General features: G+C 59.8%; 10 protein-coding genes. 4 read left to right on the top strand and 6 right to left on the bottom strand.

What is annotated here, in order from left to right; translation table 11 throughout:
- Nucleotides 1–280 precede the first annotated feature (280 nt).
- Nucleotides 281–2,524, top strand: coding sequence for an NADP-dependent isocitrate dehydrogenase (locus JIF53_RS05855; protein WP_011783670.1), 2,244 nt, complete (start codon nt 281–283; stop codon nt 2,522–2,524).
- 75 nt (nt 2,525–2,599) lie between these two features.
- Here the strand turns inward: JIF53_RS05855 and JIF53_RS05850 are convergent, their stop codons facing one another.
- From JIF53_RS05850 to JIF53_RS05830, 5 genes are read right to left on the bottom strand one after another with little or no spacing between them, the layout of a single operon-like run.
- Complete coding sequence (locus JIF53_RS05850) at nt 2,600–3,793, bottom strand: cation:proton antiporter (RefSeq protein ID WP_121208062.1); 1,194 nt, start codon at nt 3,791–3,793, stop codon at nt 2,600–2,602.
- A 4-nt stretch (nt 3,794–3,797) separates the two neighbouring features.
- Entirely contained in the window at nt 3,798–4,268 is a 471-nt protein-coding gene (ybaK, locus tag JIF53_RS05845; RefSeq protein ID WP_199452047.1) for a Cys-tRNA(Pro) deacylase, read from the bottom strand.
- Nucleotides 4,269–4,328: 60 nt separating this feature from the next.
- Nucleotides 4,329–5,633, bottom strand: coding sequence for a DSD1 family PLP-dependent enzyme (locus JIF53_RS05840; RefSeq protein ID WP_199452046.1), 1,305 nt, complete (start codon nt 5,631–5,633; stop codon nt 4,329–4,331).
- 2 nt (nt 5,634–5,635) lie between these two features.
- On the bottom strand, nt 5,636–7,045 hold the full coding sequence (locus tag JIF53_RS05835; RefSeq protein ID WP_199452045.1) for a D-arabinono-1,4-lactone oxidase: 1,410 nt from the start codon (nt 7,043–7,045) through the stop codon (nt 5,636–5,638).
- Nucleotides 7,046–7,047: 2 nt separating this feature from the next.
- Nucleotides 7,048–7,428 (bottom strand): c-type cytochrome, encoded by a 381-nt coding sequence (locus JIF53_RS05830; protein WP_041654417.1) that lies wholly within the window; start codon nt 7,426–7,428, stop codon nt 7,048–7,050.
- Nucleotides 7,429–7,563: 135 nt separating this feature from the next.
- Between JIF53_RS05830 and JIF53_RS05825 the strand changes: the two genes are divergently transcribed.
- The 3 genes from JIF53_RS05825 to JIF53_RS05815 all read left to right on the top strand — a co-directional run bounded on the left by JIF53_RS05825 (nt 7,564) and on the right by JIF53_RS05815 (nt 10,535).
- Nucleotides 7,564–8,787 (top strand): sensor domain-containing diguanylate cyclase, encoded by a 1,224-nt coding sequence (locus tag JIF53_RS05825; RefSeq protein WP_014420074.1) that lies wholly within the window; start codon nt 7,564–7,566, stop codon nt 8,785–8,787.
- A gap of 71 nt (nt 8,788–8,858) precedes the next feature.
- Complete coding sequence (locus JIF53_RS05820) at nt 8,859–10,145, top strand: EstA family serine hydrolase (RefSeq protein WP_014420075.1); 1,287 nt, start codon at nt 8,859–8,861, stop codon at nt 10,143–10,145.
- Nucleotides 10,146–10,307: 162 nt separating this feature from the next.
- Nucleotides 10,308–10,535: a hypothetical protein gene (locus JIF53_RS05815; RefSeq protein WP_022991822.1), complete on the top strand. Its 228-nt coding sequence runs from the start codon at nt 10,308–10,310 to the stop codon at nt 10,533–10,535.
- 26 nt (nt 10,536–10,561) lie between these two features.
- On the opposite strand, the gene JIF53_RS05810 is transcribed toward JIF53_RS05815, so the two are convergent.
- Nucleotides 10,562–11,653, bottom strand: coding sequence for a hypothetical protein (locus tag JIF53_RS05810; RefSeq protein WP_199452044.1), 1,092 nt, complete (start codon nt 11,651–11,653; stop codon nt 10,562–10,564).

The raw sequence follows: 11,653 nt of genomic DNA, 5'->3' as shown, positions 1-11,653 counted from the left end.
CACAGCGTGTTTTGGAAAGCTCTCCCCCTGTCACGCTTACCCCATACCTGATAAATGTTAGAAAGTTTCGTAAATTCCCGCCATTTCATCGTCCTGTCACGGAAGATCAGGCATTTTAAGTCCGTTCTTATACTAAGATCGTAACCAAAATTTTGTAAAAAATGCTATCTTAGTAGGTCTATCAAAAGTTCCGAATCAGTCACTGGCCCGACCGGACGTTCACAAGACGCCCGACCGCGCCATGACCGTCCTGAACCCACCCAATAGCCTGAGGACGAAAATGACATCATCCAAAGCCAAGATTGTCTACACGTTGACCGACGAGGCCCCCGCCCTCGCGACCCGGTCACTGCTTCCCATCCTGGAAACCTTCGCCAAGCCGGCTGGCATCGACTTCGAAACCAGCGACATCTCTCTCGCGGCGCGTATTCTGGCAGGCTTCCCGGACTACCTTGAGGAAGACCAGCGGGTTCCGGATGCCCTGGCTGAATTGGGTGAGTACACCAAGGATCCGGACGCCAACATCATCAAACTGCCGAACATCTCTGCCTCCATCCCCCAGCTGCGTGCCGCCATCAAAGAACTGAACGAGCAAGGCTACAAGGTGCCCGAGTACAAGGAGCACCCGGAGACCGACGAAGAGAAAGAAATCCACGCCCGTTACAGCAAGGTGCTGGGCAGTGCCGTTAACCCGGTACTGCGTGAAGGTAACTCCGATCGTCGCGCGCCGGCCGCGGTCAAGGCCTTCGCACGTAAGTACCCGCACACCATGGGCGAATGGAGCCCGGCTTCGCGTACCCACGTGGCGCACATGCGCGGTGGTGACTTTTACTCCAGCGAGCAGTCCGTGACCCTGGACAAGGCCACCAACGCCCGCATCGTGTTCGAGAACAAAAAGGGCGAGCAGACCGTTCTGAAATCCGACCTGCCGCTGCAGGAAGGCGAAGTGCTCGACGGCATGTTCATGAGCAAGAAGGCGCTGGTGAAGTTCTTTGAGGACGCCATCGCCGACTGTGAGAACACCGGCGTGATGTTCTCCCTGCACGTGAAAGCCACCATGATGAAAATCTCCCACCCGATCGTGTTCGGTCACGCGGTGAAGGTTTTCTACAAGGAACTGTTCGACAAGTACGGTGAGCTGTTCCAGGAAATCGGTGTTAACCCGAACAACGGCCTGTCGTCCGTGATCGAGAAGATCAAGCAATTGCCGGAATCCAAGCAGGAGCAGATTCAGGAAGACCTGCACGCGTGCTACGAGCACCGTCCGGAAATCGCCATGGTCGATTCTGTTAAAGGGATCACCAACCTGCACGTGCCGAGTGACGTCATTGTCGACGCCTCCATGCCGGCGATGATCCGTAACTCCGGCAAGATGTGGGCCCGTGATGGCAAGCTGAAGGACACCAAGGCGGTGATGCCGGAGTCCACCTACGCCACCATCTACCAGGAAGTGATCAACTTCTGTAAGACCCACGGCGCGTTTGATCCCACCACCATGGGTACCGTTCCGAACGTGGGCCTGATGGCGCAGAAAGCCGAAGAGTACGGCTCTCACGACAAGACCTTCGAAATGAAGGAAGACGGTGTCGTGCGCGTTGTGGCCGAAGACGGCACTGTCCTGACCGAGCACAAGGTTGAGGAAGGCGATATCTGGCGTGCCTGCCAGACCAAGGATCTGCCGATCCGCGACTGGGTCAAGCTGGCGGTTAACCGTTCCCGCTCCAGCGGCATGCCGGCTGTATTCTGGCTGGACGATGAGCGTGCCCACGATGCCCAGCTGATCAAGAAGGTCAAAACCTACCTGGCTGAACTGGACACCGAAGGTCTGGACATTCGCATCATGTCTCCGGTTCGCGCCATTCGCTGGACCATGGAGCGTCTGATTCGCGGCCTGGACACCATCTCTGTCACCGGCAACGTGCTGCGTGACTACCTGACCGACCTGTTCCCGATCCTGGAGCTGGGCACCAGCGCCAAGATGCTGTCCATCGTGCCGCTGCTGAACGGCGGTGGTCTGTATGAGACCGGTGCCGGCGGTTCCGCACCCAAGCACGTACAGCAGCTGATTCAGGAAAACCACCTGCGCTGGGATTCCCTGGGTGAGTTCCTGGCCACCGCGGTGTCTCTGGACGAGCTGGGCGAGAAGCAGAACAACGAGCGTGCCCGCCTGCTGGGCCAGACTATGGACAAGGCCACCGAGCGACTGCTGGAAAACAACCAGTCTCCGTCGCGGGTAACCGGCGAGCTGGATAACCGTGGTTCACACTTCCACCTGGCCCGCTACTGGGCGGAAGAGCTCTCCAAACAGGATGAAGACAAGGAATTGAAAGAATTCTTCACCAAGCTGTCTGCCCAGTTGGAGGAGAACAAGGACAAGATCCTGGAAGAAATGACCGTGGTGCAGGGCCATCCGGCCGATATCGGTGGTTACTACCATCCGCCCATGGAGAAGGTGTGCGAGGTTATGCAGCCGAGCGCCACTTTCAACAAGATCCTGGCCGAGGCACGGGATTCCGTGAAGTAAGGCCAGTGTTTCAGCCGGGCCATGGGCCCGGCATGAATCCCCGAAACCCGGTGCGCTTGAAGCTCACCGGGTTTTTTATTGGTCTGGCTCTTCCTGGTAGCCCTGTCCGGTTTCACCGGCCTTGCGTAGCTGAAGCAGCGTCATTGGCGGGCCGATCAACTCGAATACCACCGTAGCGCCAATCACCAGAGGCAGAATGTAGCCAAGCTCCGGCAGCCGTTCGGTGGCCACCAGGGCGAGGCCAAGGGCAACGCCGGCCTGGGGCATCAGGCAGGCACCGATACGTTGCCGGGTTTCCGGAGCGGAGCCGGCGAGCAGGCCGCCCAGGTAGCCACCGGCCAGCCGGCCGCCAATGCGGGCCAGTACATAGGCCAGGCCAAGCGCACCGAGGGTGGGTAGCGCCAGCCAGTCGAGCTGGTAGCCGGCCATGAAGAAAAACAGTGCCAGGAAGGGCTCGGAAATGCCTTCGATGGAACGGAACGGCCGAACGTGATGTCGGGCTCGGTTCGCCACCACAATGCCCAGAGTCATGCAGGTCAGCAGGTACGACAGGCCAAACCAGCTGGCCAGCCCCGCCGCGACAAAGACAAACCCGGCGGATTCCAGCAGCATGGGTTCACCCGGCCGTAGCCGCCCTGTCAGCCAGGCCATGGGAAACCCCAGTACCATACCCAGCAGCACCGAGCCTGCCACTTCCCAGAGCCCGTGCAACATGGCCGTGGGGCCGCTCAGGTCGCCGTTGCCCAGCAACAGACCGGCCGCCACCAACAGAACACTGAACAGTATGGCGCCCCAGGCATCGTCGATGGCGACCACCTGAAACACCAGCCGGGTGAGCGGACCGTTGGCGCCCGCTTCGCGCAGGACATCCAGGGTCGCTGCCGGTGCCGTGGCGGTGGCGATGCCGCCCAGCAGCAGAGCTGCCGGCAGGTTGCCGGTGACGGCCCAGACCGCCAGGATGACGGCCATGGCGGTCAGCAACGTGACGGCCAGGCTGACAATCAGCGCTTCTTTTCCCTGCCTGAGATCCCGTGCCGACATCCGTTCACCCAGCAGAAACCCCACCATCGCCAGGGTTAACTGGGTAATCAGGCTGAAGCTCTGGTCTGCGTTATCCGGCAGCAGGTCAAGAAGATCCGGTCCAGCCAGGGCGCCCAGCAACAGCAGCAGGGTCACCCGGGGCACGTGTACCTTCTGGCCCACGGCGTGCGCAGCGAGTGCCAGCAGCAGGGTGCTACCGATAAGGATCAGGTCGCTGGCGTGATTCACCCCCTTACTCCTGTTGCAGCGGAGCGAACCGGGCCTGGGTCAGTCGGGCCAGATCGGCGGGTGCCAGTTCGATTTCCAGGCCCCGTTTGCCGGCACTGACAAAGATCGTTTCGAAGCCCTCGGCAGACTGGTCGATGAAGGTTTTCAGAGGTTTTTTCTGGCCCAGGGGACTGACCCCACCCAAGACGTAGCCGGTGGTGCGCTGCACCAGCTGTTTGTCGGCCATGACGGCTTTCTTGGCGCCGGCAGCCTTGGCAATCTGTTTCAAACCGAGCATGGCGGTGACCGGTACGATGCCCACCGCCAGATTCTTACCATCGAGGCTGACTACCAGGGTCTTGAACACCTGGGCCGGGTTCGCACCGATTTTTTCCGCCGCTTCCTCCCCATAACTTTCCGCAGCCGGATCGTGCTCGTACTCGTGGATGGTGTAGTTCACCCGGGCTTGTTTGGCGGCGTTGATTGCAGGGGTCATGACGGTTCCTGTTGGTTGGATCGAACGTAGCACCGATTAAAGCATGTGCCGCCAACGAGTTCATCCTTCCCGGAACACCGGCCAGCGGTCGGTAATCGCTCCCCGGGTCGGATCGAAGACGGCCAGGTCTCCAAACTGCAGGAAGACCGATTCGCTCTGGTGCGGCCGCAGGAACACCCGGTCGCCCTCTGCCAGATCGAGCCCATCGGCGAAATTCAGCATTTCCTGATTACTGGATCGGCCGTAGACCGGATTATCGGTTAATCCTGCCGGTGACACCGGCGTTGCCGGCCAGTTGCCGCCGTAGATGAAGGCCGTGCGGGCCCGGTTCGGGTTCCACAGCGCCTGCAGCCGGCCCAGCCCGGGTGCGCCGGGAATCCGGGTGGTTTCCAGCAGTTTGAGGACCGGTGTGGCAATGAACGCGGCGGGCAGATGACCGGCCAGCGTCGGCAGGTCGAAATCCGTGGGCATTACCAGGCCGGACCCGGCGGAGAGCTCATTCACGGGCAGCTCTCCGGACAGGCCGCGATAGAGCTGATAGGTGGTGGAGCCGCCGCTGTTGAACGTGAGGCCTGCCAGGGAACGCCCCAGATGTTGCTCGGCGGTGGCCACATAGTCCCGATACCGAGCCATGGCCCGGTCCCGCAGCCATGCTGCTGGCCCCGGTGCCTTCATGATATGAGGTTCGTAGCCCATGAATCCGCTGAAACTGAGCCAGGGCGAGTGGTCAATCGTGGTCAGGGCCCGGGCCAGTTCGCCGGTATCGGTGAATCCGCCCCGATGCAGGCCAATATCGATCTCGAGATTGATACGCAGCCGGCGTTGCTGTGACCGGGCAAAACCTTCATAGGCTTCAAGCCGCTGCCGGGAATCCACCAGCCATTGCAGTTGCTGTTCTGGCCGGAAACCGTTGGTGCTGGATGTCAGCTGCTGGTAGAAACGGTCAACGGCGGCCACCGGAAGCGGCTTGCCCATCAGCACATCCGCCTGAGGCAGGGCCTCGGCCACGGTGTTGAGAAAGGGTTGGTGGAATACCATCAGCCGGTTACTGCCGGTAGCCACCATGATCCGTTGCAGAAGCGGCAGTGACGGCAGTGATTTGACCACAATGCGGTAATGGTATTCGCCGTTCAGATGGCTGTTCAGGGCCGACAGGTTGTGCTCCAGTCTGGCCTGATCCAGCACCAGTGTGGGGGTTGCCAGGCCGGCTTCAGTAAGGGCGGCGTCCAGAGCCCGGAAATAGGGGTGATGACCGTCCCGGCGGGCTTCTGGTCGCAACCAGGCCAGGGCGCCGGCGGCACCCAGGGCGGTGGCGCCAAGCAGAAGCCGGCGGCGTTGTCGAACAAAGGCATCACTGTGGGCCATGGTTACGCTCTCCCTCCGGTCGTCTCGAACAGGCCGGCCAGGTAAGGGTTGAGAAACCGTCCGCCCGGGTCCAGGCTGCGCCGCACGTCCAGAAAATCCTGCCACCTGGGATACAGGGCCCGGAAATCGCCGGATTTGAGGGTGTTGAGTTTGCCCCAGTGGGGCCGGCCGCCGTGCCGCAGCAAAATGGGCTCCAGCGCTGCGAACATGGGTTGATAGTCTTCCTCGAAGAACCGGTGTACCGCAATGGACACGGAATCGCGCTGGTAAAACGGACTGAGCCAGGCATCGTCTGCCTTCACAAAGCGAACCTCGAAGGGAAAGAACACCTCGGGAAACTGTGCTTCCACCACAGATACGATCTCCCGGAAGGCCAGCTGCCAGTTTTCCCGCGGCAAGTGGTATTCCATTTCATTGAAACGGACATTGCGGTCGCTGGTGTAGTTCTGCCAGGACGCGGCCACTTTCACTTCTTTATCCAGGGTGCGGATATAGCCGCCCAGGATCAGCCGGCGCAACCGGGGTGACCAGGCCAGATAGTCCCGCGCCCGCTGCAGATCCCGGGCGCCGTCGTTCTGGTCCAGCTGGGCGGTGGCCGATACCGGTTCGTCGGTCAGATCATGCTGGCTGGTAAAACCCATGCCGGAGAACGGAATGTAATAGAACTCGTAGTTGCGATGCTGGTCGGCGCGCGCATCGGCAGCATCCAGAATGTCGTCCAGCGGTAGCCATTCGGTGGTCTTGCGCAACCGGTAAGGTCGGGTGTTCTGCAGCGTCACGTCGGTCACAATGCCCAGGCAGCCGAGGCCAACCCGGGCGGCGTGGAAAACCTCCGGGTGCTGGCGCCGGCTGCATTCCAGCTGCTCGCCCCCGGCGGTCATCAGCGTGAGGGCTTCGACATAGCCGGACAGGCTCATCAACCCGGCGCCGGTGCCGTGGGTTGCAGTGGCCAACAGTCCACCCAGGGCCTGTTGATCAATGTCCGGCATGTTGAACAATGCCTGGTTGATGTCTTCCAGCGGCCGGCCCACCTGCCCCAGCAGGGTTCCGGCAGCGATGCGAGCCCGGCACTGCTGATCATCGTGGCTGAGAACACCGGTCATGCGCGCCAGCGAGACCAGAATACCGTCAGTGGGTACCAGGGCTGAGAATGAGTGCCCGGACCCCACGGGCCGTATGGTAGTCCCCGCATGGTCAGAGTTCTGCAGCAGATGCCGGAGCTCGTCAATGTTGGCCGGAGCAATCCGGTTTTCGGGCAGGCAGGTCTGGGAGCCGGACCAGTTTCGCCAGGGCAAAGGGCTTTGTGATGGCTCGCCCGCAGCCGGCAATGCGCTCTCACTGGCGGTGGCACCGGTCAGATGGCTGGCGATGGCAGTGCTGACCAGTAACTGCAGGAAATGGCGCCGTTGCATCGTCAGTGGTCCTCCGCTTCGGCGGGTGTGGCCATAAAGCGAATCAGCTGGCGGAACTGCTCGGCGTTGCAGTCCATACAGAGCCCGTAGGGTGGCATGCCACCGATACCAGAGACCACGTTATCCACGAGGGTTTCCATGCCTTTGGCCAGCCTTGGCTGCCAGGCCTCGCCGTGGCCGGTCAAGGGGGCATCCGAGGTGCCTCGGGCGTGGCAGGCCTGGCAGGACCGCTGGTAAACCGCGGCCAGTTCCGGGCTCGCCGGGCTGCTGTTGGCGGCATGGGCCTGAACGGCAGCGGATGGGCTGTGACCGCCATTACAGGCAGCCAGGCCGATGGTAATGGTGGCCACAATGGCCCGAGGCAGATGCTGGTGCAATCTCATTCTTGTTATCCATAACGCGATCATGTGTCACGTTTAGTGTCATCGATCCCGACTGAAACTGCAAATCCTTCTCGACTCATGAGCCGTAACTGTCTATTTTTTGTATAGGAAGCTTGAGGCGACAAGGAAATTGGCATGCAGCCAGAACGGCCGGATTATCCGGGGCTGACCCGACTGAAGGAAAGCCACAGTCCGCGAAGACGGGCGCTGTGGACAACACTGGTGTATCTGGTGGCCGGGTTTATCTGGATTACTTTCTCGGATCGTATCGTCGAGCTCTGGTTTCCAGATCCCCGCATGTTGTCGTTGGTACAGACCTGGAAAGGGGTCCTGTTTGTGGTGGTGACCGGCCTGGTGCTGTTCACGGTGATTCTGCGCCAGCTCAACAAGGATCGCCTGCTGCTGTCCCTGCAAGCCGACCAGCGCCGGGCGCTCCGTCGCCGTGAACGACAGCTGACGGTGCTGATGGATAACCTGCCCGGTATGGCCTACCGCTGCCTGCCCGACGAAGACTGGACCATGTTGTTCGTATCGGCCGGGTGTGCCGATCTCACGGGGTATCAACCTGAGGAGCTGATTCGTAATCGAATCACCAGCTACGCGGCCCTGATGGATGAGGAAGACGCCGGACAGGTCGCGCAGGACGTGGAAGCGGCGGTCCGCAAAGATGAGTCCTTTTCCGTCGAGTACGCCATTACCCGCAAGGACGGACGGAAGATATGGGTCTGGGAGCGGGGCTGCGGCGTGCTGGATGATGACGGCACCATGGTGCTTGAGGGCATTATTCTGGATATTTCCGACCGCAAGCAGCTGGAAAACGAGCTCGAAGCACTGGCGACGCGGGACTCACTGACCGGCGTGCTCAACCGCCGGGAGTGCTCACGGGTGCTGATCGAAGAGCTGGAGCGGGCGCGTCGGTACAACCGTCCCCTCGCGTTGTTGTGGATCGACTTCGACCACTTCAAGGAAATCAACGATACCTGGGGCCACGCTGCAGGGGATTCCGTGCTCTGTTCCATCAGCAGTCTGCTCGAGGACAGCGTTCGCAGCGTTGATACCCTGGGCCGTTTCGGGGGCGAGGAGTTTGTCCTTATTCTGCCAGAAATGGACGTTGCCGAAGCGGAGGAAACGGCTGAGCGGTTGCGCCAGCGTGTCTGTAATCACCCGGTTGCCCTGGAATCCGGTCACAACATTCGATTGACCATCAGTATTGGCGTGGCGGTTTTTCCCGACCATGGCGATACCCTGGATGCACTTTGCGCTGCTGCCGACAAGGCGATGTATCGGGCCAAAAAGCAGGGTCGGAACTGTATCGCCATGGCACAGGCGGTTCAGTCAGTCCATAATGGTTTCAGATAGTCACGTTTTCCGGCCCCGGTCGAAAAACCTCTGGCGCACCAACCAATAACAAGACTGATAAGGCGTTTATCATGCATTCACTCGCCCGCCGTGCCCTGCATACCTGTAATGTGCCTCGGGACCTGAACCCGGTGACATTTCGCGACACCGCCGGTGAACATCCGGATCGGGTCGGGCTCGACAGCAATGCCGCCGAAGCCGTCTGGCGCAGTGTTGAGGCCCTTTACAGAACGGGCGTGCATCCCGGTATTCAGTTGTCACTGCGTTATCGGGGTGAGCAGGTATTGCACCGGTCGATCGGGCACGCCCGGGGTAATGGTCCCCACGATCCGGCCTCGTTGCCGCGCATTCCCATGACCACCGACACCCCGATCTGTTTCTTTTCCGCCTCCAAAGCAGTCACCGCGTTACTGATGCATATGTTGTCCGAGCAGGGGCTGGTCAACCTGATGGACCCGGTGTCCTACTATTGCCCGGAATTTGCGCGTAACGGCAAGCGCACGATTACCGTGCACCAGATTCTCTCCCACCGGGGCGGTATCCCCGCGATACCCCGGGAAACCCCGATCGACGTGCTTTGGGACCGCGACGAAATCTGGCGGCTGCTCTGCGCCGCCAAGCCAGTCGAAGTGGACGGCGCCAAGGTGGCCTACCATGCCATTACCGGTGGCTTTGTGTTGCAGCGGGTTCTGGAAAAGGTAACCGGCGACACTATCGAAAGCTACCTGGATCGTTACCTGCGCCGCCCCATGGGTATGAAATGGTTTACCTATGGCATAGCTCCCGAACACCTGCACGAGCTGGCCAGCAATTATGCGACCGGGCCGACACCCCGGTTTCCGGTGTCCTGGGTGGTGAACCGCGCCTTGGGCGGTGATATCCGGACGGTGGAGAAAGTCACCAACGACCCCCGCTTCCAGGAGGCGGTGATCCCCGCCGGAAATCTGTGCGGCACGGCCGAAGAAATGGGGCGCTTCTTTCAGATGATGCTCAATGGTGGCAGTTGGGATGGCAAGCGCATCTGCAGTGAACTCACGGTTCGCCGTGCCATCCAGCAATTTGGCTCACTGCAGATGGACAGGACCATGCTGGTGCCCATGCGATTCAGTGCCGGCATGATGCTGGGCAGCAATCCTGTTGGCCTTTGGGGCCAGCAAAGCCGCTATGCGTTTGGCCATGTCGGGCTGATCAATAAACTGTGCTGGGCGGACCCGGCCCGGGACATTTCCGTCAGCCTGTTGAACACCGGTTTTCCGATTGTGGGTCATCACTTACCAGCCCTGGCTCGTTTCGTCTACACTGTCTGCAAACAGTTCCCGGTGTTGCCGGAAAACCAGCGGAGACTGGTGGCCGCCTGAGCGTTTCATTAAGGCGTCAGGCCTTGGCGCTCAAGGCCTGACGCCAGAATCTGTCAAAAAAAGTGAAAGCTTGTTCATTGTAATTGCACTTTGTCTGACAGTTCGGCACACTTGGTATCAATCAATAAGGATGTTTTCCACACTCATTGGACGAGGTTAACTATGGAAAAGCCGCAATTTCCCCCGCCTGAGCAGCGTAGCGTCAAGCTTGATCAGCACGACAGTGTGCGTTCCCACGTGCAACAGCAGATCTGCGATGAGGTACAGCGCCTGGAGCGTCGTATTGAAACCCTGCGCCTGACCAAAGCCCCCCACGCAGCCATCATGATTTCCACCTACGAACGGATGATCTGCCGAAAAAAGGGCTTTCTGCAGAACTGGGACCTGTAACAGGCCCAGTTCTGCAGAGACGATTGCTACTGTCGGTCAGGTGTTGATTCTGCATTCCAGGACATCAGGAATTCCGTTTCCGGCTGATTGGCACAGTTTGCCGGATTGCTGACGGTTGGAATGTCATCGGCGTTCTCGTAATCGGCTGGATCTTCCTCTGGATCCGGAATTCTTGCCGGTTCGTCGTTGGAGACGAACAGATGGACCTTGCTCATGCCGTAATCCAGTTCAATGCGGAGACAGTCCGGGCTGTCGTCCTCCATATTGAAGCCGTGTCGGCTGAAATCAATGACCGCCTGATCCGGACTTTTAATATACAAGGTATCTTTCTGGGTCGTTCCGATGAACTCCTGGCGCAGTTCGATGCCGCCGTAGTCCCGTGACACGTAGTCTGCCGTCGCGTATTCCGGCTGGTTGTAGCCAATGGCGCTGAATGACGCTGCACTGAACCTTGAGCCTGCGAGAACGCTCAGCAATTGTGGTTGTTGATCCCGGTTTTCAGCGTCGACGCTGCGGGCAACATACTGGATAGTGCGATAAACATGCCCGGTTTCGCTGCCAGCCTGATAGCGCCAGTCCAGAGTCTGATAACGCCATTCCCGGGCATTCAGAGGTCGGTTTTCAAGGGTCGCAGCCTGATCGGTAAATCGGATGGAGGCCTGATTGGAGCGGGAGTTATAGGTGCCTGACTCACCGGCTTCAATGCGCCTGCGGATATAGTCCCGCCCTTCATCAAAATTATCGACGCGCCCTACGCTGATCACCTGGTTCATCAGATCGAGAGGGTTACGAACCTTGCGGTAGCTTTTTTCGTCGCTGGTGGGCTCGCCACCGATAAACCGGTCGATATGGCGACGGATTTCGGCAGCCGTTGCCTGGTAGTCCTCTGCCTGGTCCGCGCCGTTCGGCTCGATACCGGGATAGAAATCAGCAAACCGGGTTTTGCTCAGGGTGTTCGGGGCACGGTCTGTATCCGCGAGGTCAAAGGTTCTGAAGGTGAGATCAACATTACTGGCCGGATTCAACGTCGATGAGGAATCGCCGCCACTGTCTACCCGACAACCGCTGAGTGTCAGTAACGTGAGTGAAACAGCGGCAAAAAGGCAGGAATGTCTCAT

Source organism: Marinobacter sp. bablab_jr008 (assembly GCF_016464145.1).
GTDB classification, from domain to species: Bacteria; Pseudomonadota; Gammaproteobacteria; order Pseudomonadales; family Oleiphilaceae; genus Marinobacter; species Marinobacter nauticus.
The sequence above is the reverse complement of the archived record's forward strand: the minus strand, read 5'-3'. Positions and strand labels throughout refer to the sequence as shown.